This is a genomic window from Acinetobacter sp. ANC 4218, from assembly GCF_002135245.1.
Classification (GTDB): Bacteria; Pseudomonadota; Gammaproteobacteria; order Pseudomonadales; family Moraxellaceae; genus Acinetobacter.
On the sequence record NZ_NEGD01000007.1, the window covers coordinates 62,986 to 86,398 of the forward strand.

A 23,413-nucleotide genomic window follows, 5' to 3' on the forward strand; every position below is an offset into this window, starting at 1 on the left:
ATGAAACGTCCGATTTATCTTGATTATGCAGCAACCACTCCTGTAGACCCTCAAGTTGCAGAACGCATGATGGAGTGCTTAACTTTCGACGGTACTTTCGGTAATGCTGCATCTCGTTCTCATGCTTACGGTTGGCAGGCTGAAGAAAAAGTAGAATATGCACGTGAACAAGTTGCGAACTTGGTCAAAGCAGATCCACGCGAGATTGTTTGGACTTCAGGTGCCACAGAATCTGATAACCTGGCACTCAAAGGTGTGGCTCAGTTTTACGCGTCTAAAGGCAAACACATCATCACCAGTAAAATTGAACACAAAGCAATTTTAGATACTTGCCGTGAATTAGAGGAAGAAGGTTTTGAAATCACCTATCTTGAGCCACAACCACAAACAGGCTTAATTACCCCTGAAATGGTTGAAGCCGCTATTCGTCCAGATACCATTCTTGTTTCCCTGATGATGGTCAACAACGAAATTGGTACCATCACTGACATTGCAGCTATCGGTGAAATTACCCGTGCCAAGAAAATTTTCTTCCACGTTGATGCGGCTCAAGCTGCAGGTAAAGTAGAGATTGATCTTTCAACTTTAAAAGTTGATTTAATGAGTTTCTCTGCTCACAAAATTTATGGCCCTAAAGGTATCGGTGCGTTATTCGTTCGTCGCTCACCACGTGTACGCCTTAAAGCACAAATGCATGGTGGCGGTCATGAACGCGGTATGCGTTCAGGTACACTTGCAACCCACCAAATCGTAGGTATGGGTGAAGCATTTGAACTTGCAGGCAAAAATCTGGAAGCTGAACAAGCCCGTTTACGTATCCTCCGTGATAAATTATGGAACGGTTTACAAGGTCTGGAACAAGTATTCTTAAACGGTCATCCTACTTACAACGTTGCAAACTATCTGAATGTCAGCTTTAACTTTGTTGAAGGCGAATCATTGATGATGGCATTGAAAGATGCAGCTGTATCTTCTGGTTCAGCATGTACTTCTGCAACTCTTGAACCGTCTTACGTACTTCGTGCGCTCGGTCTTTCTGACGAACTTGCTCACAGTTCAATCCGTTTCAGCTTCGGTAAATACACTACTGAAGAAGATATCGATCACGTTCTTGAAATCACTAAAGCTGCTGTTGAGAAATTACGTGAACTTTCTCCGCTTTGGGATATGTATAAAGAAGGTATCGACCTTTCCACTGTTGAATGGGCTGAACACTGATTCATGATCTGGAGATAGCTTTAAAATTTAAAGCTATCTCATTGATAAACGTAATTTCACCCCCATATTAATCTTAAGGCTGACCCCGAGGTTTGGAGAAGCATCATGGCTTATAGCGAAAAAGTAATTGATCATTACGAAAACCCTCGTAATGTTGGCGTTTTAGACAAAAATGCTGAAAATGTTGGTACAGGTATGGTAGGTGCACCGGCTTGTGGTGATGTCATGCGTCTTCAGATTCAGGTGAATGATGAAGGTGTGATTGAAGAAGCACGCTTTAAAACTTATGGTTGTGGTTCTGCGATTGCATCTAGCTCGCTTGTGACTGAATGGCTAAAAGGTAAAACTCTGGACGAAGCTCAAGCAATCAAGAACATTGACATTGCAACTGAACTAGCTTTACCTCCAGTAAAAGTACACTGTTCTGTACTGGCTGAAGATGCGATTAAAGCTGCTGTTGAAGACTATCGCAGCAAAAAAACAAAAGCTTAAGTGTTTCGAGTTTTTGATCAAAGATTAACGGAGTTTTCATGATCCATTTAACTGAAAATGCTGCAACTCATATCAGCAATTACCTAAAGAATCGTGGTAAGGGTGAAGGCATTCGCGTTGGTGTGAAAACTTCAGGCTGCTCTGGTTTGGCTTATGTACTCGAATTTGTCGATGAAGTCGATACCCATGACCAGATGTTTGAGCAGTTTGGCGTTAAAGTTTTTGTTGACCCGAAAAGCCTGGTTTATCTTGAAGGTATGGAGATGGACTACGTGAAAAACGGTCTCAATGAAGGCTTCGAATTTAACAACCCGAATAAAAAAGGCGAATGTGGCTGTGGTGAATCTTTCACCGTTTAACCACTCCATGCTCTCTCTTTTGATGATTAAAACAGTGTAAAATGCACTGTTTTAATTGCATTTATAGCAGTCACTTTTGCATATCTATCGCGGATCCAATCTCCCATGAATCATTTTGAGCTGTTCAACCTCCCTGTAGCACTCGATATTGATTTGGCAGCATTAAAAAATGAATTTTTAAAGTTGCAGCAACAATATCATCCAGATAAAGCCGAAGACAAAGATCAGGCCCTGATTAAATCAAGCGAGATCAACCAGGCATTCAAGGCTTTATCTAATGTTGATAGCCGCGCCGCTTATCTCTTGAGTCTTAAAAAACAAGATTATCATCTGGATCAATCGATTGGAGATTTCGAGTTTTTACAGTCTGCACTAGAAATTCGTGAACAGCTGGATGAAGCTGCATCAGCTGACGAACTGACTTCATTAAAGCATGAAGTTCAGCAATGGATTGACGGTTTAGTCCGTGAATTCAAAATTGACTATGAAGATGAAGACTGGGGCGAAGCTCGCGATACCGTTCGCAAATTGCGTTTCTTTGTTAAAGTCATGGCTGACATCGACAAGGCTGAAGATCGTTTTCTGGATGATGACAGCTTTGATTTAGATGATGATTTTTAATTCGCTTTAATTTTATTTTTTAATTTTTAGTTCTAAGGATGTAACACCATGGCTCTCTTGCAAATTGCAGAACCCGGTCAATCAAGTGCACCGCATGAACACCGCATTGCAATTGGTATCGACTTGGGTACGACGCATTCATTGGTTGCCACAGTACTTTCCGGTAAAGCTAAAGTTCTGAACGACGAACAAGGCCGAGTGTTACTTCCCTCTATTGTTCACTACAGCCATAACACCACCCATTATGGTGATGAAGCAAAGCCGTTTACTACTACAGATCCTAAAAACACCATCGTCTCCGTGAAACGTTTTATGGGACGTTCCAAAACAGACATCAAATTCCAGCACCCTTACACTTTGGTGGGTGAAGACAATCAGATGCCTGCTTTTGAAACTGCACAAGGCCGTAAAACTCCTGTCGAGATTTCTGCAGAAATTCTAAAACAGCTGAAAGACCGTGCTGAAGACAGTTTAAAAAATGAAGTGAATGGTGCTGTAATCACTGTTCCAGCCTATTTTGATGAGGCACAACGTCAGGCAACACGTGATGCTGCCCAACTGGCCGGTTTAAATGTTTTACGTCTACTGAATGAGCCTACTGCTGCGGCTGTGGCTTATGGCCTAGACCAGGAAACCAATCTGGCTCACGATCAAAATTATGTGATTTATGACCTGGGTGGCGGTACTTTTGACGTATCTATCCTGCGTTTCTCGCAAGGTGTATTCGAAGTTTTAGCGACTGGCGGACATACTGCTTTAGGTGGTGATGACCTGGATCGCCTGATTGTGAAATGGGCTAAAAAACAACTGAATATTGAGACCTTAGATGATGCCGAATATGCACATTTTATTGTTTCTGCACGTAAAGCCAAAGAAGCCTTGTCAGATGCCGAGTCAGTTGAACTGAAAGTTTTAGATCAGGCTCTGACTTTAGACCGTGCTACATTTGAAGACATTATTAAAGTTGCTTTAGACAAAACCATCAGCGTATGTAAACGCGTAATGCGTGATGCTAAACTTGAGCTGGATGACATTAAAAATGTCGTGCTTGTGGGTGGTTCTACCCGCTCTTATGCAGTGCAAAAGGCTGTTCGTGAAGTCTTCAATCAAGAACCACTATGCACCATTAACCCGGACGAGGTGGTCGCAATTGGTGCTTCTATTACAGCGAATCAGCTCATTGGCAACTCCAAAGATGGTTCATTATTATTAGACGTTACCCCATTGTCACTCGGTCTGGAAACCATGGGTGGTCTGGTGGAGCGTTTAATCTCACGCAATACTGCCATTCCTGTGGCGCGTCGTCAGGAATTCACCACCTATCAGGATGGCCAGACCGCCATGTTGATTCATGTGGTACAAGGTGAACGTGATCTGGTGGAACACTGCCGTAGTTTGGGTCGCTTTGTCTTACATGGCATTCCGCCAATGACTGCCGGTCAGGCACGTATTGAAGTGACTTTCCAGGTTGATGCTGATGGCCTGTTGACTGTTGCTGCCAAGGAAACCACGTCTGGTGTACATGCTCAAATTGACATTAAACCTTCTTATGGTTTATCTGATGCCGATACCGAACGCTTACTGATTGATGGTTTCAAATATGCGGAAGAAGATAAACATCTTCGTCATTTGCAAGAAACCAAGGTCGAAGCAAAACGTGAACTGGAAGCACTGGAACAAGCCCTGAAAGTGGATGCCCAGCTATTAACTGCTGAACAGTTAGCCTCATTAAATCAAACCAAAGCTCAACTTGAGGCTCAACTCGAAACCACCGATATCAAAGCGATTGAACAAGCTGTAGAACAGCTTAAAATACACAGTGATGCTTTTGCTGCTGCACGCATGAACCAACATATTGATGCAGCTTTGAAAGGCACTAAACTTGATGACTGGTCAAACTCGGACCAATAAATAGGAAAAAATTATGCCACGTATTAAAGTTCTTCCACATGCGCAAATTTGCCCTAATGGTGCCGAGTTCGAAGTTGAACAGGATGCCAACCTGTGCGAAAGCCTGTTAAAAAACGGTATCAAGATTGAACATGCATGTGATATGTCTTGTGCTTGTACCACCTGTCATGTCGTAGTTCGCAAAGGTTTTGACAGCCTCGAAGAAATGACAGATGTAGAAGCAGATTTACTAGATCGTGCCTGGGGTCTGGAACCGGATTCACGCCTTTCATGCCAAGTGAAAATTGTCGATGAAGATTTGGAAGTCGAAATTCCTAAATACACCATCAATCACGCCTCAGAAAATCATTAAGATTTTCGCTCATAAAAAACCACGCAATCGCGTGGTTTTTTATCTGTAAACATCATCTCAATCATGATTTTTAGTGGTACTGCTCGTTTTTCTCATCTTCAATCACATCTTCCAGATTGAGTCGAACAATACCTTCTGAGTTGGTCAATTTTTGCTGTTTTTGAATCCGCTTAATCATCTTTTCCAAAACTTGGATCAACTCTGGATATTCATAATTTTGAACCTCATCCAGATTCAGCAACAAATGGAAACCCTTGTACTCATAATCAAACCAGCGCTGATAATCCGATTTACGCGAGGTATATTTTTCCATAACTTGCCAGGTCTTTACCGGACCGTGAATCCCTTTAAGCGTAATAGGTTTTTTCGGCGCACATAAATAGTCATTTTTAATTAAATTATAGGTTTCATCTGAAATCAGGATTTCATCGACTGCTGCCGCACTTTGCAGTCGTGCTGCCAGATTGGCATCACGTCCAACAATGGTATATGCCATACGATGTGCTGCGCCATAGTTGCCTACGTGACAGTAACCAGTACTAATTCCCATACGGATATGCAAAGCCGGATAGCCCATCTTGATCCAGCGTTCACGCAGCAGTTTCATTTGCTGACGCATATCAATTGCCATGTCCAGACAAGTTTTGGCATCTTGTTCCACCCCTTGCGAGATTGGATCACCAAAGAAAATCAGGATGGCATCGCCCATAAACTTGTCGACAGTCGCTTCGTACTGCTTGGCAATTTCAGTCATATGACTTAAATAGTCATTGAGCAGGAAGGCCAAATCATCAGGAATCAATGTTTCTGAAAGTTCGGTAAAACCTTGAATATCCGAAAAGAAAATGGTCATTTTCTTACGTTTGTATTCAATTTTGGCTTCCGATTCTCCCTTCATGATCGATTGCCACAACTGCACAGGTGCATATCGGCTCAGCTGATTTGCGAACTCCATATAACGATTCATTTGATCGTAATAATAGGTTCGACGATTACTGATATGTTGAATCTGGCTGCTTTGATAAAAACTGCCCACACCAAAAAAAGTAATTAAACAGATAAAACCTAAAACGGTTAACTCACCAGTGGTTTGTTCAAAATACTCACCAAAACCAAAAATCAGAATATTACACAGATAAAAATTTGCGATTCCAATCAGGCTTGCCAATGACACAGCTAAAAAAGAAATTTTGTTGGTGATTGCGGTATATAAAATGACAAACAGTGAAATGAAAGTCAGAACCAGGTTTAAATGAATAGCAGATAAAATAACCGAAATAACAACTACATCGGTAATAAACAAGACACTGCGTTTTATATTGGAATTATAACGATACTGCAGCCAGGTCGATAATCTCGGCGTAATCAGAAAAATGAACAACAGGAAAAAAGGAATATAAATCTGGTATTGGGTGTCAGAAGCCGTGTAATGGTAGACAGTAACGAGTAAAGATAACATCATATATCCCATCAAACGATGGAAATATTCAAATTGTCTAGGTTCTTTTCTAATCCAGTCGTCTAATGACACTCAATCACTCCTGATTCGAGTCTTGACACCATAAATTCCATACTATGGCTTTCAATGGCTTGGAATTAATCCATACGCCAGTCAAATGGCATATCACCCTGACCACGCAATGCGAGCATCAAGGTTTGACGCATATGTGCAAGAACTTCATTGGTATAAGGAATAGCTGGAGTACCCCAGACTGGTTTTGGCCAAGCCACGTCATTTTGATAGCGCACGACATGATGAAAATGCAATTGTGGAACCATATTCCCAAGAGCGGCCACATTCATTTTGTCTGCGCGGAATACGCGTGCAAGCTGACTCGATAACCAGCTCGATTCACGCAGGAACTGTTCCTGGTCAGCCTGACTTAATTCATATAATTCGCTCACGCCCGGCACGCGTGGAATTAATATGAGCCACGGAAATTGCATATCATTCATTAAACGACATGTTGACAGTGGAAAGTCGCCTACAAAAAAAGTATCTTGAGCAAGTTGTGGATGCAAACTAAACATATCTTTATAAATTATGCAAAATTAGAATGATGGCTAATACTATCACATCCAATGGGGCGTGAATATTCTATGCAATGTGTTTCATTACAAATAAACCACTATTTGCAATCAATGCATGAACATTCACGAATTTAATAAATTTCTTTAAAAAATCAAGCGCTTCATCTCACGATTTTTTAAAATCTGCACAAATTGCAAAGCGAGTGCATAAATCTTATGCACTCCCTGTCAAATCAATGAATTTCTTTCAATAAACTGTCCAATAAATCGATAATAAACTGGATACGTTTTTGATAATCTTCCAGCATGACTATGACTTTCAGTCGTTGCCCGCCATCCATACGGAAAAAGGTCGGATGTTTTTGCATCATTTGAATAATACTGATGGCCTGTACTGGTGTTTCTGGTGAAAATTCAATATGACCACCGTTAGCACTGATATCAATTTTGGTAATGCCCAGCTGCTCCGCTTTCAAACGAATCTGATGCACAGCAAATAACTGCTTCACTGGCTGCGGCGGCACACCAAACCGGTCAATCAGCTCCATGCGGATATTATCGAGTTTTTCCTGGGTATCGGTATTACTGATGCGTTTATAGAACAATAGGCGCTGATGCACATCTCCCAGATATTCATCTGGAATCAAGGCTGGCATATGCAGATTGATTTCCGCAATCAGGGACAATGGTGCATCGAAATTTGGGGTTTTGCCTTTTTGGATGGCTTTGGTGGCCTTTTCCAGCATTTCCATATACAGGCTATAACCAATCGCCTGCATGGAACCACTTTGCTGTTCGCCCAACAGTTCACCGGCACCACGAATTTCCAGATCTTCCGTCGCCAGCATGAAACCAGCCCCTAAATTCGATGCGCGCTGAATCGCATCCAGACGCTTTTCAGCATCTCCCTTTAACCCCTTGATTGAAGGTACCAGCAAGTAGGCATAAGCTTGATGGTGTGAACGTCCGACACGGCCCCGTAATTGGTGCAACTGGGCAAGCCCCAGCTTATCAGCGCGTTCAATTAAAATGGTATTGGCATTGGGAACGTCAATCCCGGTTTCAATAATGGTTGAACAGACCAGCACATTGTATTCTTTATGATAGAACTGCTGCATCACCTGCTCCAGTTCACGTTCCCGCATTTGGCCATGAGCAACCGCCACCCGGGCCTCAGGCACCAGTTCACGAATATTTTCGGCAGTACGCTCAATGGTATCCACTTCATTATGCAGAAAATACACCTGTCCACCGCGGAGCAATTCACGCAGAATGGCTTCTTTAACCGACTCGCTGGTCTGTTCCTGTACAAAGGTTTTCACAGCCAGACGACGTGCAGGCGGTGTAGCGATAATCGAAAGGTCGCGCATCCCGCTAAAGGCCATATTTAAAGTTCGTGGAATTGGCGTCGCGGTGAGAGTCAGCATATCGACATCTGCACGCATGGCTTTAATACGTTCTTTATCACGTACTCCAAAACGATGCTCTTCATCGACAATCATCAGACCCAGATTTTTAAACTGGATATTCTGCTGCAAAATTTTATGTGTACCAATCACAATATCAACTTTACCATCAGCCAGGTCTTCAATGGTTTTGCTATGTGATTTACCTGAACCAAACCGTGACAGTACTTCAATACGGATCGGCCAGTCGGCAAAACGGTCTTTAAACGATTCATAATGCTGCTGTGCCAGCAAGGTGGTGGGAACCAAAACAGCCACCTGCTTGTTGTTTTGTACCGCAACAAATGCTGCCCGCATCGCCACTTCAGTTTTACCAAAACCAACATCGCCACATACCAGACGATCCATCGGTTTAGCCAGCTGCATATCGTGCAGGGTTGCTTCAATGGCATTGGCCTGATCCAAGGTTTCTTCATAGGCAAAGCCGCTGGCAAACTGCATATATGAACTTTGTTCCAGTTCAAAGCTAAAACCGGGTTTAGAGTGACGGCGTGCCTGAATATGCAGCAGTTCAGCAGCAACATCATGGATTTGCTCCAGCGCTTTACGTTTTGCCTTGCTCCAGGCATCGGTTCCCAGTTTATGCAAGGGGGCCAAATCCGGATCGCCGCCGCTATAACGGCTGATTAAATGCAGATTGGTGACCGGAACATAGACCTTGGCAGCATCAGCATAATCCAGCTGTAAAAATTCATGTTCCTGGTCGTCAATACTTAAAGTGACTAGGCCAGCATAACGTCCCACACCATGATCGATATGCACCACAGGTGCACCAATACTCAGCTCAGTTAAACTGCGAATCAGGAATTCTTCGGATACTTCTTGCTGACGCTTGCGGCGGCGCTGCACCACCCGATGTTCATAGAGCTGGTTTTCCGAGATGATGGTAAGCTGATCAGGAATGACCAGACCCCGATCCAACGGTGCACTGGTAATGGCTATAGCATGTAAAGAGCTTCTGAATTGTGCATAATTTTCAACATTGGGAATGTCTCCCAGCGCTGGACGCAAGGCATCCTTGAGTGTTTCACGACGGCCAGCACTTTCAGCCACCAGCAGGACTGGATGATTGGCAGCATCAATATATTTTTTAACCGCAGAAAACGGTTTTTCCTGTTTTGGATCTACTGGTAAGCGCGGTGGAATTTCCGTATTGAAATTAATCACACCGCTTTTTTCAGCGAATGTTTCTGTTGAGGCAATAATTCTGGCAAACTGATTCAGCTGTTCCAGCACCTGATTCGGCTGCAAAAAGATGTCTTCCGGCGGCAAAATAGGCTGCTCGACATTATGACGGCGGTCTTCATAACGATGCAGCACATCTTTCCAGAAACTGGTTAACCCTTCCTCCAGATGCTTATCTGTAATGACAATGCCATTCTTAGGTAAGTACGCCATGAGGGTACTTTGCGTTTGCATCGCCTCTTTACTAAAGAATAAGGGAAAATAAAACTCCAGTCCTGGTGAGGCAATACCTTCTAATGCATCTTGATAGATTGGATTTTTCTTCGGATTTGCTGTGGGAAATTTTTCCGCATAACGGTCACGGAAAGTGGCGCGTCCTTCTTTAAGCGGAAACTCCTTGGCAGGTAATACAGAAAACTGTTGTAGCGTTTGGGTTGTTCTTTGAGTTTCAGGATCAAAAAACTTTAAGCTTTCAATTTCATCATCAAACAGATCAATACGAATGGGTGCACTTTGACCGGACGCGTAAATATCCATAATGCTGCCACGCACAGCAAATTCACCATGATCATAAACGGTATCGACCAGATGATAACCGGCCTGAATCAGACGCAGTTTTTGCTGTTCCAGTTCAAATTTCTGTCCCACTTGAATATCAAAATGTTCGCCCAATACCCATGAAGCCGGTGCAACACGCTGTGCCAAAGTTGATGCAGATAAAAGCAGCACGCCCTGCTTCGGCATATTGGATAAAATGGAAAGCCGCTCTGACACAATATCCTGATGGGGAGACAAACGGTCATAAGGCAAAATTTCCCAATCCGGGAAAATCGTCGGTTTAATCCCGTAAAATTCCAGTTCACTTTCCAACTGTCCCAAATGCTGATTATTTTTGGCCACCAAAATGAATAATTGCTTGCTTTGTGTGGCAATTTCTTTGAAGAGTAAAGCGGCAGATGAGCCTTGTAAATTACCGACCCAGCGTTTTTCGCCTGCTTTTAACTGTTGCAGATGGAGTTGAGAAATTTCTTGTTGGAACATGTATATAGCTTTTGGTCTAAATGACATGGACCGTATATTAACATGGGTTTTTTCTTGGTTGAGTTATTTTTATATACAGCAAATGATCGCATCTAAATCCTTTTAGATGCCGAGCACATAAGTCTTTGTCCAATTATTTTTCGCGCAGGAAATTACGATAGTAATCATTCAGTTTCTGAATGATCTGCTTGAACTGTAACAGGTTTTCTTCAGTATTACCCAAACGTGCAACAAAACGCTGACTGGCAATTTCCAGATCAATTTTTTCATTAATCAGAATGGCAGTAAAATATAGGGTTTTTAAATCATCAAAGTTGTTCAATTTGCGATTGGAAAAATAAGCCAAACGTTCAGACAGCTGATTGACCACGATTCCGTCCACAATATAGCCTTGTTCCGGATCAAACTGGATATTGTTTTCCTGAAGATACAACTGTTCAGGCGATGGCTTTGAACCTGTAAATAGTCCGGCAAGTTTATTCAGCATGAGCATGACATATAGAAAAAATCCCAGCTATTTTAACCCTGAGCTGCATTATCTTCATCCCTATTTTTTCATAAAAAAGATCGCTGTTTAAATTGCGATCTTTTTTATTCAGATCATGATTAAATTTTTGTAGCCAGCAATTAGCCAACCTGTGCCAAAGGTTCATGCTGTAAGCTTACTTCTGAAACCAGATTACTAAAAGCAAAAATTTCATCCAGCTGTGCTTGAGTCAGTAATTCCCTTTCCAAAACCACCTGCTGAATAGTTTTATTTTCAGCAATGCACTGTTTCCCAATTTCATCACATTTGGCATGTCCTAAAATCGGATCCAGCAAAGTGACAATGCCGACACTGCGCATTACAGCGTCATAACAGACCTGCTCATTGGCCTGAATACCTTGAATACATTTACGGTCAAGACTGACCACCGCCTGGGTGAGAAGTTCAATCGACTCATTAATTGCAACAGCAATCACCGGTTCCATGACATTGAGTTGTAATTGCCCGGCTTCTGCTGCCAGAGTCACGGTTAAATCGTTGCCAATGACCTTAAAGGCAATCTGGTTCACCACTTCAGGAATCACCGGATTGATTTTGGCCGGCATAATGGATGAACCCGCCTGTAATTCGGGTAAACGAATTTCCCCCAAACCTGCACGAGGCCCCGAACTTAATAGGCGCAAATCGTTACAGATTTTTGAAAGTTTCACCGCCAGACGTTTCAGGGTACTGGATAAAATAATAAATACCCCGCAATCGCTGGTAGCTTCGACATAGTCTTCTGCACCCACCAGATTCAAGCCGGTAATTTTGTTTAAGGATTGAATCGCTGCATGGGCATAACCTTGGGGTGTATTCACTCCTGTTCCAATAGCTGTGGCTCCCAGATTCACTTCCAGTAAAAGCTCACGGGTACGTTGAATCAGACGTATATCTTCCTTTAATAAGGTAGCAAATGCACGGAACTCTTGTCCCAAAGTCATCGGAACCGCATCTTGCAGCTGGGTACGTCCCATTTTTACCACAAATTGAAACTCTGTCGCCTTGATATATAAGCTATCAACTATTTTTTGAATCTGAAGCAACAAATTGTCCAGACTATAATAAGTCGCTAAACGTAAGGCTGTAGGATAGACATCATTGGTGGATTGCGATTTATTCACATGATCATTCGGATGAATGTGTTCATATTGCCCCTTATGAAAACCCAAATGCTCCAAGGCAATATTGGCCAACACTTCATTGGTGTTCATATTAATGGAAGTTCCTGCACCCCCCTGATAAATATCTAAAGGAAAAGCTTCACTCCATTGTTCAGGCGATTCGATTAAGGCATTACAGGCAAATTGTATAGCTTGGCTGACCTGTTCTGAAATTTTGCCAAATTCTAAATTGGCTTGGGCAGAGGCTTTTTTGACTTGTGCCAAAGCACGGATAAAGTGAAGCTGACTTCCCACCTTCTGATTAGAAATCTGGAAATTCTCCAGAGCCCTTACTGTATGAATGCCATAATAACACTCGGCGGGAACTTCTTTTGCTCCCAATAAATCACGCTCTATTCTTGTATTGTCGGGTTGAACTGTTGTCACTTTAAATATACTCACATGTATGCACTAGAATTGTGCAATTGAAAAAATATTAAGGCTTTACGCTATTTTAAATATTGTAAAAAGATATTTATTTGGCAATGCTCTTTAACCAAATACATGGACTCTGTAGCGAATGTAAGCATTTGTAACTATATTAGCACTTCCAATTTTCATCACTAAAAAATTAAGCGCAAAAATTTTTGAGCGTTATTTCTAATTCACAGTAGATAATTATTCGAACAAGATGAATGACATTAAGTTACACAATTATAAGTTATTTATTTTATTAAATTTTTATCAATTGTATCTAAAAATACATTCCGCTACATAACACGTGATTAAATCCCTTAGAAATGTTACAGAAGGTAATTTCAATTTTATGGTTGAATCAGCGCCTGAGTGAACCTGCACAAAAAATCATCTTGGAAAGATGTTATTCATAAGGACATAAGGATGCGCCCATGAGTCAACTTAACCCCACCCTCATCACATTTATTTTTTATATTATTGCCATGGTTGGTATAGGACTGTATGCCTATAAATCCACCTCCGACTTTTCAGATTACATTCTGGGGGGACGCAGTCTGGGCAGTGTGGTCACCGCCCTTTCTGCAGGAGCTTCCGATATGAGTGGCTGGTTGCTCATGGGTTTACCCGGTGCGATCTATCTTTCAGGTTTGTCGGAAGCCTGGATTGCGATTGGCCTGATTATTGGCGCATGGCTGAACTGGCTGTTAGTCGCCGGTCGCTTACGTGTCCATACCGAAGTGCAGAACAATGCTTTAACCCTGCCGGACTATTTCACCAGTCGTTTTGGTGACCGCAAACGTGTGCTACGGATGATCTCGGCTCTGGTAATTCTGGTATTTTTCTCCATTTAATGTGCATCAGGCATGGTGGCAGGTGCACGATTATTCGAAAGTATTTTTGGCATGTCTTACACGACAGCGCTCTGGATCAGTGCAATCGCCACCATCAGCTATGTATGCATTGGTGGTTTCCTAGCAATTAGCTGGACCGATACCTTTCAGGCAGGACTGATGATTTTCGCGCTGCTGCTTACACCGATTATGGCTTATATGGCCATCGGTGATCATAGCCAGCAGTTGGCCACAGTGATTGAAACAGCTCGTCCGCATGCCACCAATATGCTTTCAGGATTAAGTACAATCGCCATTCTATCATCTATGGCATGGGGCTTAGGCTATTTTGGACAGCCACATATTCTGGTGCGTTTTATGGCAGCAGATTCGGTCAAGACCATTCCGGCGGCACGTCGTATTGGCATGAGCTGGATGATTCTATGTTTAGGGGGTGCAGTCGGTGCCGGTTTCATTGGCATTGCTTACTTCCAGCAGCATGCAGAACTTGCCGGCGTGGTTTCCCAAAATCCTGAAACCATTTTTATGGAACTGACCAAAATCCTGTTTAATCCCTGGATTGCAGGCGTGATTTTGGCCGCAATTTTAGCTGCGGTAATGAGTACCCTGAGCTGTCAGCTTTTGGTCTGCTCCAGTACCCTGACGGAAGATTTGTATAAAGCGTTTTTACGCAAAAATGCTTCGCAAAAAGAACTGGTTTGGGTTGGACGCTTGATGGTACTGGCGATTGCAGTGCTTGCCATTATTCTGGCAAGTAATCCAAACAGTAAGGTTCTAGGTCTGGTTGCCTATGCCTGGGCCGGTTTCGGTGCTGCATTTGGCCCGCTGATTATCCTGTCCTTGTTCTGGAAACGCATGACCTTAAACGGTGCAATCATGGGGATTATTGTCGGTGCGGTAACCGTTATTTTATGGAAAAACACCATGGCCAGTACCGGTTTATATGAAATTATTCCCGGTTTTATTCTGTCATTTGTGAGCATTGTCGTGGTCAGCTTATTAGAAAAAGCTCCTTCGCAAGAAGTACTTCAGCGTTTCGAGCAGGCAGACGAATTGTACAAGAAAGAAATGGCAGAACTGCAAAAGGGGCTACCCGCCCAATCTAAGAATGCAGGATAAAGCTTTGAGGATATTTTCTTTCACCAGATAAACTTCAAGGGGCATTAAGCCCCTTGTTTTATTTTTATCCTTTATTTTTCAGATAAATTTTAGAACTTTCCTTAATCACTTCCATCACCGGATAACTTCGTGTCTCTTTAATTCCGGGAAGACGCCACAGGACCTGCCCTGAAATTTTCCGGAATTCTTCCATATTGGCACAGCGGATTTTCACAACAAAATCAAATCCGCCACTGATCATGTGACATTCCACAATTTCAGGATATTGCATGATCGCATCAGAAAATTCCTCCAAAACATTGGGGGTAGTTTTATCCAGTAAAATCTCGACAAACACCACGAAACTGGCATTAAGCATGTCAGGATTCAGCTTGGCTTCATAGCCCAGAATAAACCCATCTTTGGTCAGTTTCTGTACCCTTGCCAAAGCCGCGGTCGGGGATAAATTTACTGCTTCGGCCAGTTTTATATTCGAAATCCGGCCATCATTTTGCAGAATATCTAAAATTTTGATATCTGTTCGGTCCAGGGTAAAAATCGGGCTGTACATCAGAATTATTCTCTAAAATGAACCAAAATTATAGTGAGTTATTCGGCATTCTTTCTGTAATCATAAATTATATAAAGCATTTTACTCAACAAAAATTTGGCAGTCACAGGATGTTGGCATGAATATAATGGACACTGAAACCCGCTTTGACCAGACAAAACCTCACTTTGGATATATTACCGAATTCAAAGAAAAAAATGATTATGAAGTTGAGGTAAATACTGCCTGGCGCCGTGCTGAACCTGACTGTGTTGAGCATTTACTGGAACATAGCCAGATTTCTGAACAGCTGAACCAGCGTATTTATGATCTGGCATTCGATCTTGCTCATAGCTTACGGGAACGTAAAAGCTCGAACGGTAAAGCCGGGATCGTACAGGGATTATTGCAAGAGTTTTCACTTTCCTCTCAGGAAGGTATTGCCCTGATGTGTCTGGCTGAAGCCTTGCTGCGAATTCCGGACAGCGCGACACGGGACTTGCTGATTCGCGACAAAATCAATCAGGGCAACTGGAAAGAACATGTAGGGCAAAGCAGCCTGATGTTTGTCAATGCGGCTGCCTGGGGGCTCATGCTGACCGGAAAACTGATGGAAACCCCAAAACAAAAGACTTTATCCAGCGTGCTCACAGGGCTTTTAGCCCGTAGTGGTCGCGGGATTATCCGTAAAGCTGTGGATGTCGCCATGCGGATGATGGGCGAGCAGTTTGTTACGGGTGAAACCATTCAGGAAGCGCTAGAACATGCAGAACCGCTAGAAGATAAAGGTTTCCGTTATTCTTATGACATGCTCGGTGAAGCCGCGCTGACCGAACATGATGCTGAACGCTATTTCCAGGATTATAGCAATGCCATCCATGCCATTGGTCAGGCCTCCAAAGACAAAGATGTCTATGACGGCCCGGGTATTTCCATCAAGCTTTCCGCCCTGCATCCACGTTATCAGCGTGCACAAATACATCGCGTACATGAGGAGCTGTATCCAAAAGTACTGCAATTGGCAGAACTGGCAAAACGCTACAATATTGGCCTGAACATTGATGCCGAAGAATCCGAACGTCTGGAAATTTCTTTAGAACTATTAGAGCGTTTATGTTTTGAGCCGGGCCTTGCCGACTGGAAAGGCATTGGTTTTGTGATTCAGGCCTATCAGAAACGCTGCTTCTACGTGGTGGACTATGTGGTGGACTTAGCCACACGCAGTCAAAAACGCCTGATGATCCGTTTGGTTAAAGGCGCTTACTGGGACAGTGAAATCAAGAAGGCCCAAATTGAAGGCATGACGGACTACCCGGTGTTTACCCGTAAAGTGCATACCGACCTGTCTTATATTGCCTGTGCGAAAAAACTGTTGGCTGCGCCAGAGCAGATTTACCCGCAGTTCGCGACACATAATGCCCAGACTCTTGCAACCATTTATCATTTGGCCGATCCGAACCAATACTACAGTGGCCAATATGAATTCCAGTGCCTGCATGGCATGGGTGAACCACTGTATGAACAGGTGGTGGGCAATAAAACAGATAACAAACTGGGGGTGCCGTGCCGTATCTATGCCCCTGTAGGGAATCATGAAACCTTACTGGCTTATCTGGTAAGACGTTTACTGGAAAATGGCGCCAATACCTCTTTCGTCAACCGCATTGCAGATAAAAGCCTAAAAATTGAAGATCTGATTGAAAATCCGCATGCAGAGATTTTGAAAAATGCAGCCAAAGAATCACAGGTGGGTCAGAAGCACCCGGCTATTCCCCTAGCACCTGATTTGTACGGTGATATCCGTCCAAACTCAGCGGGTCTGGATTTAGCCAATGATCATGACCTGACCGACCTCAACCAGACTGCACACAACCTGAGTCAGCAGCAATGGCAAGCGCAGGTTTTGGGTAAAAACCTCGGTCTTGAAAATGACTCAAATGATGCAAGTTCGCAGTCACTTCTTATTGTCAATCCTGCCGATCATCTAGATATCGTGGGTCATGTACAGGAAGCAAGCGCTGATCAGGTCAATCAAGCCCTAGATCATGCCGTGAATGCACAAGCTGAATGGAGCAATACCGCTAAAGACACACGTGCCGCTTACCTACAGCGTGCAGCAGATATCATGCAATCACGCATGCAGGAACTGATGATTCTGTTATGCCGTGAAAGTGGTAAAACCTATGCCAATGCCATTGCCGAAGTTCGCGAAGCAGTCGACTTCCTGCGTTATTACGCAGCGCAAATGATCGATCTGGATCGAGATACCGTGATTCAACCCTTAGGTACGGTATTATGTATCAGTCCGTGGAATTTCCCTTTGGCGATTTTTACTGGACAAATTTCAGCGGCATTGGTGGCGGGCAATACCGTGATTGCCAAACCTGCCGAACAAACCCCACTGATTGCCGCACAAGCGATTCACATTTTATGGGAAGCAGGTATCCCTCAGGACGTGTTACAGCTACTGCCGGGGCAAGGTGAAACAGTCGGTGCACAGTTAAGTTCTGATGACCGTATCCAAGGCATCATGTTTACCGGGTCAACCGAGGTTGCCAAAATTTTACAAAAAACCCTAGCGCAAAGACTGAGTCCATTAGGTCATCCTATTCCACTGATTGCGGAAACAGGTGGGCAAAATGCCATGATTGTTGACTCGTCGGCATTGACCGAACAGGTGATTCTGGATGTGGTGAGCTCGGCTTATGACAGTGCCGGTCAGCGCTGTTCCGCCCTGCGTGTGCTCTGCGTGCAAGAAGACAATGCCGATAGTGTTATCCATATGCTAAAAGGTGCCATGCAACAACTGCGTGTTGGTAATCCCGCACTATTAAAAACCGATATCGGCCCGGTAATTGACCTTGAAGCACAAAGCAATATTCAGAAACATATTGATCAGATGTGCAGTAAAGGTCATTCCGTGCATCAGCTGATGTTAAATCCTGAACAGGATCAAACCCTAGCACAAGGGACTTTTATTCCGCCAACCCTGATTGAACTGCCGAATCTGGACGATTTGCAGCGTGAAGTATTTGGTCCGGTTTTACATATCATCCGCTACAAATATGGTCAATTAGAACAGCTGCTTGAGCAGATCAATGCCAAAGGTTATGGCCTGACCATGGGACTGCATACCCGTATTGATGAGACCATTCAGACCGTGATTACACATGCAGAAGTCGGCAATTTGTATATCAACCGTAATATTGTCGGTGCGGTGGTCGGTGTTCAGCCTTTTGGTGGTGAAGGCTTGTCCGGTACAGGTCCTAAAGCAGGTGGCCCGATTTACCTGTATCGTTTAATGCAGCACTGCTCTGCTAAAAAACTGGCTCGACCATTTGCAACTCTGGCACAGGTTACACAGCCAGCGCATCAGCCTTTATATGAAGTGTTTTATCAATGGGCAGAAAAAACCTTCCCTCAATATCAATTGCAACCGTGCCCTGCATTCTGTGCTGGCCATCATTATGAATTGCGAGGTCCGACCGGTGAAAGCAATCAATATGTAGTATTAGCAAGAAAACGGGTGCTGTCTTTGGCAGAGCAGGAACAGGATCAGATTCAGCAATTGGCGGCAATTTTTGCGGTTGGCAGCCAGCCTGTAGTGCTGACTGAGAATACCTTTGTGCTCAAGTATCTGGCTCAAATGCCCAAAGAAATTACACAGCGTTTTGCCGTAATCCAGAACATCGAAAGCGGTGATTTTGATGCCGTACTGCATCACGGCAGTAAAGCACAACTGCAATACTTGCAAACTCAAATTGCTGCCCGTTCCGGAGCGATTATTGGCATCACGCATTTAAAACCGCTGGATCACGATATTCCATTAGAACGATTGGTGATTGAGCGTGCCATCAGTATCAATACCGCAGCTGCAGGAGGTAATGCCAGTCTGATGACTTTAAATTAAAACCTTAACGTCATCCCAAACGTAAATAATGCGCGTCAGCGTTTAACCTTATAACGAAATATCGTTTCCTCTTTGCCAAGTCAACTTCTCCCTGGTCTGGTTGACTTGGTTTCTTTTTGGTTTCACAACCATTCAAATGATCCTCATTTTTGTCTTTTAATTAAAATGAGCCTGGATCATTCTCAATATCAAAAAAACCGCATTCGGATTTGAGTTCAATCACTATATTTCTACTGCTGATTAGGGAATAAGTTTAGTCATCTTATGCAAACTTTGTTACCATCCCTGTTTTCAATGTGTTTGTGATTTTTACTGCATATGACTTCAGCTTATCAGTTACAACTTGATGCCAAGATTGCACGTATTTCTGCTCAATTTGCCGAGTTTAATCCCCCTTCTTTAGAAGTATTTCAGTCGCCTGAACAAAACTTCCGTATGCGCGCAGAATTCCGTATTTGGCATACTGACGACGATATGTTTTATGCGATGTTCGAACGCAGTGAAGATAATCAAAAACAGGTGATTCGGATTGATGAATTTCCAATTGCAGATAAAAGCATTAACGATTTAATGCCTGTTCTGTTAAAAGAACTGAAAGCGACAGAAATTCTATCCAAGCGTTTATTTGAAGTTCATTTTCTAGCAACATTAAAAGGTGAAATGCTGGTTTCACTGGTTTACCGTTGCCCACTCAATGCAGAATGGGAAGTTGCAGCAAAAGCACTGTCTGATAAGCTCAACATTAAAATTTATGGTCGTAGCCGTGGTCAACGTGTCATTTTGACAGATGATTATGTGGTGGAAGAGTTAAAAGTATTCGATCGTACTTATCAATATAAGCAAATCGAAAGCAGCTTTACCCAGCCGAATGCTCAAGTGTGCCAAAAGATGCTGGAATGGGCTTGTAACGCGGCCAAACAGTCTGATAAAGACTTGCTCGAATTGTACTGTGGCAATGGTAACTTTACCTTGCCTTTATCAACAAAATTCAATCGTGTGCTGGCAACCGAATTGGCCAAATCATCGGTCTATGCGGCGCAGTGGAATATTGAACAAAACCAGATCGATAATATTCAGGTTGCACGTCTGTCCGCTGAAGAATTTACCGAGGCCTATAATGGCGAACGTGAATTCCGTCGCTTGCAGGAAGCAGAAATCGATATCACCAGCTATGATTTCGACACCGTATTTGTTGATCCGCCACGTGCAGGCATTGACGATGAAACATTAAAACTGCTACAGCGTTTTGAACGAATCATTTATATCTCATGTAATCCGGACACTTTACAGGACAATTTAAAGACTTTATCGCGTACGCATAAAGTGACCAAATTTGCCTTGTTTGATCAGTTCCCTTATACCCATCACGTTGAATCGGGTGTGTTACTGGAAAAGATTTAAACAATTTATTTCATTGTTAAGTTTGTAAATATCTTTACATCAATGAAGCTCAATTGAGCTTCATTTTTATTTCATTGAAAATAAATCATTTATAAATAATTCTGAATAGTAAATCTCATAATATCGTTAAAGTGTTCAATTACTATCGGAAAATTAAAGGTTCAATTGATTCTTTTATAGCTTTGGTAGACTTGTATTCCTCAAAAAACTGGATATATTTCGATCTATGTTAGGTTGTGTATGAAGGCTCTATGAGTTTTTGGCAAAAGCTGTTTTCTGCTCATCAACAGCAAAATGAACACAAGAATCAAATCTCCTGTGTTGAAAATGATTGCTCTTGCAAATCAAATGAACAATTAATCCAGGCTTTAACTCAAACAACAGATGAAAAAGTCATCATTGGAATTAAGAAAGTCTTAATTTCAAGAGGTTATAGCCGAAAAGAGTTAAATGAATTACAGCATCTACCACTGCGACAATAGAGTCTAAACCCTCTATATGAAGGCATTTAGTCAACTAAATGCCTTTTTATTTGTCCCCGAAAATTGTTATATAGCCCATTATGGCCAAATTTTAATACTTCGAAACACAGTTCCCATCATTTATCCAGAATCTGCTATGCCATACAATGTAAAAGTGCTCTACTAGAATAAGAATTTTAACAAACCAATAGAACAGCCAAGCAAGTAAGAATAAAAGCAAGCAAGAATACAAGATAAAAAACAACAAGAGCAAAAAATAAAAATAAGCCTAAAAAGGAAAATATATGAAACGGTATTATCCTAGACTGGCAATATTATGCAGCCTAATCTCAACCCATAGTCTGGCGGCAGCCATGGATCAATCAGGACAATCCGTATTGCCTTTTCTAGAATCCGGGCATTATTTTGAAGCCTCCATTACTGCTGCCGATCCTGAAGTGTCCGGGCATACCTTAGGTTCACGTCCAGATCTGGTTAATCCTGACAGTGCTGATAATACAACCGATAATATTGCCCAGAATTTTCAGTACCAGAGTGCCGCGCTGAAACTGCAATTCGTTCCAAATTTCTCTTTTGGCATTCTCTATGATCAGCCATTTGGTTCAGATTTACACTATCCATTAAAAGACAATGGCAGTTTCTCCGATACCGCAATTAGCCAGCAAGGTACTCAGGTCAATGTCGACAGCCAAAATCTGAGTTTTATTTTAGGTTATCAACCTGTCAAAAATATTAACCTGTATGCCGGTCCTGCCTATCAAACTGTGGAAGGTCATGTCGCGCTACGTGGGCTGGTATATGCCCAATTTAATGGATATAACGCTACATTTAAACAAGATACTTCACTCGGCTGGAAAGCCGGTTTTGCCTATCAAGTTCCCGAACTTGAATTAAAGGCTGCCTTGACTTATCACTCGAAAATAAATCATAAAATCAATGTAGAAGAAAACATTTTGGGCACACCTCTACTCCTAACAGACAATGCCAAAACCAAAATTTCTACCCCACAATCGGTCAATCTGGATTTCCAGACCAGTATCATGAGCGGAACTTTACTGTACTCGAACATTCGATGGGTCAACTGGAAAGATTTTGTGATACGTCCTACCCAGTTCGGCGCATTATCGGCACTTGCCACCACGACACTGAGCAATGGCAGTTATAGCGCAGGCTTTAATCTGGATAATTATCAAAAAGACCAATGGAGTGTGACCTTAGGCATTGCAAGACAACTGAGCACGAAATGGTCCGCTGCTTTTGATCTTGGTTGGGATTCAGGCGCGGGGAATCCTGCATCAATTTTAAATCCTACCAAAGGCTATAAGAGCGTCAGCCTGGGATTACAGTTTAATCCTGAACCCAACTATTTTATTTCAGGGGGTATCAAATACTATTGGCTTAGTGATGCCACCACACAAGATGGCACTTATTATCTTCCCCTTCCCGGGGTATCTGAAGCTTCACAGGTCGGTGAATTTAACAACAGCTATGCGATAGGCTATGGTTTAAAAATTGGCTACAGGTTTTAATGTCTGGTGAGTTTCATTCATTGATCAGAACAGTTCTGTTGATCAATATAGGCCACCATCGGTCCCAGATTAAACAATGAATCTGAACGTTTTAACTGCGGAATATAGGCACTAGAGATTGAGCCGTCCAGATACAAGGCATTTTGCACTTTAAGCTGTTGTTGAAAAAATTGTGCAAATTGATAAAAACTGACTGCATTTCGACTGATCACAAAATATAAGCTTTGATCTTTAATCCCGACGGCATTTCTTATCTTCAAGGAATTTGAATCTTTTAAAAATTGGGGATTAATCTGCCCATCAATCACCAGCATAGGCCCCGATTGCGTCGCGTATTCGGCATTAAAATTGAGCTTTTGATAATCTTCGGTCTTTGCGATCAGGCTATGATGCCGATTCCAGGCCAATACACCATTGGGTTGCAGATGAAAATTGCCATATGCCTGCTTTACCGTGTTGAGTTTTTGCTGTTGCCGAGCTGCTTCAATATATAAGCCTACCGCAGAATAGTCAGCATGATACATCCCGGCATTCATGGCAAAAAGCAGCTTCTCACATGCTTTCAGTTGCTTTGCCACGGCCTTGAATTTACCTAGCGGTTGATGGGTCTGGCGATCATTTAAAAACAGGCGCAAGTTTTGTGGCTGATCTATTTTTACAATATCAACATCTACGGTATCACTTTGCCAACGCTGAGTATAAAGCTCTGCATAAGTGACGTGGTTCAAACCGATTAAGGTGATAACTGCACATTTTATTAACAATATTTTCTTCATGCTGCTATGGCTCATGAAGTATGCTGAATCCTGA

General features: G+C 42.7%; 17 protein-coding genes and 1 pseudogene. 11 read left to right on the forward strand and 7 right to left on the reverse strand.

The genetic code is table 11. From position 1 onward, the window contains the following. The 6 genes from B9T38_RS08280 (at position 1) to fdx (ending at position 4,953) form a co-directional block, all read left to right on the forward strand. Positions 1-1,218: an IscS subfamily cysteine desulfurase gene (locus B9T38_RS08280; protein WP_086196348.1), complete on the forward strand. Its 1,218-nt coding sequence runs from the start codon at positions 1-3 to the stop codon at positions 1,216-1,218. A 105-nt stretch (positions 1,219-1,323) separates the two neighbouring features. Beyond that, complete coding sequence (gene iscU / locus B9T38_RS08285) at positions 1,324-1,710, forward strand: Fe-S cluster assembly scaffold IscU (protein WP_086174262.1); 387 nt, start codon at positions 1,324-1,326, stop codon at positions 1,708-1,710. Positions 1,711-1,748: 38 nt separating this feature from the next. Beyond that, the gene (gene iscA / locus B9T38_RS08290) at positions 1,749-2,069 is read left to right on the forward strand and encodes an iron-sulfur cluster assembly protein IscA (protein ID WP_086196349.1); all 321 of its coding nucleotides are present in this window, start codon (positions 1,749-1,751) and stop codon (positions 2,067-2,069) included. A gap of 105 nt (positions 2,070-2,174) precedes the next feature. Continuing rightward, entirely contained in the window at positions 2,175-2,690 is a 516-nt protein-coding gene (hscB, locus tag B9T38_RS08295) for a Fe-S protein assembly co-chaperone HscB (RefSeq protein ID WP_086196350.1), read from the forward strand. A gap of 48 nt (positions 2,691-2,738) precedes the next feature. Next, complete coding sequence (hscA, locus tag B9T38_RS08300; protein WP_086196351.1) at positions 2,739-4,601, forward strand: Fe-S protein assembly chaperone HscA; 1,863 nt, start codon at positions 2,739-2,741, stop codon at positions 4,599-4,601. Between the two features lie 13 nt (positions 4,602-4,614). Next, on the forward strand, positions 4,615-4,953 hold the full coding sequence (gene fdx, locus B9T38_RS08305; protein WP_086174266.1) for an ISC system 2Fe-2S type ferredoxin: 339 nt from the start codon (positions 4,615-4,617) through the stop codon (positions 4,951-4,953). A gap of 70 nt (positions 4,954-5,023) precedes the next feature. Here the strand turns inward: fdx and B9T38_RS08310 are convergent, their stop codons facing one another. The 5 genes from B9T38_RS08310 to aspA all read right to left on the reverse strand — a co-directional run bounded on the left by B9T38_RS08310 (position 5,024) and on the right by aspA (position 12,752). Continuing rightward, positions 5,024-6,484 carry an adenylate/guanylate cyclase domain-containing protein gene (locus B9T38_RS08310; protein ID WP_086196352.1) on the reverse strand — a complete coding sequence of 487 codons (1,461 nt, stop codon included), beginning with the start codon at positions 6,482-6,484 and terminating at the stop codon, positions 5,024-5,026. A 65-nt stretch (positions 6,485-6,549) separates the two neighbouring features. Continuing rightward, positions 6,550-6,984, reverse strand: coding sequence for an HIT domain-containing protein (locus B9T38_RS08315; protein ID WP_086196353.1), 435 nt, complete (start codon positions 6,982-6,984; stop codon positions 6,550-6,552). Positions 6,985-7,217: 233 nt separating this feature from the next. Beyond that, positions 7,218-10,676 carry a transcription-repair coupling factor gene (mfd, locus tag B9T38_RS08320; RefSeq protein WP_086196354.1) on the reverse strand — a complete coding sequence of 1,153 codons (3,459 nt, stop codon included), beginning with the start codon at positions 10,674-10,676 and terminating at the stop codon, positions 7,218-7,220. Positions 10,677-10,809: 133 nt separating this feature from the next. After that, entirely contained in the window at positions 10,810-11,163 is a 354-nt protein-coding gene (locus tag B9T38_RS08325; RefSeq protein WP_086196459.1) for a hypothetical protein, read from the reverse strand. Positions 11,164-11,303: 140 nt separating this feature from the next. Then, entirely contained in the window at positions 11,304-12,752 is a 1,449-nt protein-coding gene (gene aspA, locus B9T38_RS08330; protein WP_086196355.1) for an aspartate ammonia-lyase, read from the reverse strand. Between the two features lie 461 nt (positions 12,753-13,213). Here aspA and putP point away from each other — a divergent pair. Further along, a pseudogene (gene putP / locus B9T38_RS08335) lies at positions 13,214-14,752 on the forward strand (sodium/proline symporter PutP). Positions 14,753-14,816: 64 nt separating this feature from the next. On the opposite strand, the gene B9T38_RS08340 reads toward putP, so the two are convergent. Next, positions 14,817-15,302, reverse strand: a complete 486-nt coding sequence (locus B9T38_RS08340; RefSeq protein ID WP_086196356.1) for an Lrp/AsnC ligand binding domain-containing protein — start codon at positions 15,300-15,302, stop codon at positions 14,817-14,819. A 118-nt stretch (positions 15,303-15,420) separates the two neighbouring features. Between B9T38_RS08340 and putA the strand changes: the two genes are divergently transcribed. The 4 genes from putA (at position 15,421) to B9T38_RS08360 (ending at position 22,603) form a co-directional block, all read left to right on the forward strand. Next, positions 15,421-19,191, forward strand: coding sequence for a trifunctional transcriptional regulator/proline dehydrogenase/L-glutamate gamma-semialdehyde dehydrogenase (putA, locus tag B9T38_RS08345; protein WP_086196357.1), 3,771 nt, complete (start codon positions 15,421-15,423; stop codon positions 19,189-19,191). Between the two features lie 318 nt (positions 19,192-19,509). Further along, complete coding sequence (trmA, locus tag B9T38_RS08350; RefSeq protein ID WP_086196358.1) at positions 19,510-20,592, forward strand: tRNA (uridine(54)-C5)-methyltransferase TrmA; 1,083 nt, start codon at positions 19,510-19,512, stop codon at positions 20,590-20,592. 251 nt (positions 20,593-20,843) lie between these two features. Next, positions 20,844-21,074, forward strand: a complete 231-nt coding sequence (locus B9T38_RS08355) for a hypothetical protein (protein ID WP_086196359.1) — start codon at positions 20,844-20,846, stop codon at positions 21,072-21,074. Between the two features lie 284 nt (positions 21,075-21,358). Next, positions 21,359-22,603 carry an OmpP1/FadL family transporter gene (locus B9T38_RS08360; protein ID WP_086196360.1) on the forward strand — a complete coding sequence of 415 codons (1,245 nt, stop codon included), beginning with the start codon at positions 21,359-21,361 and terminating at the stop codon, positions 22,601-22,603. 17 nt (positions 22,604-22,620) lie between these two features. Here B9T38_RS08360 and B9T38_RS08365 read toward each other — a convergent pair whose 3' ends face one another. Next, positions 22,621-23,394, reverse strand: a complete 774-nt coding sequence (locus B9T38_RS08365; protein WP_251992219.1) for a phosphodiester glycosidase family protein — start codon at positions 23,392-23,394, stop codon at positions 22,621-22,623. Positions 23,395-23,413 lie beyond the last annotated feature (19 nt).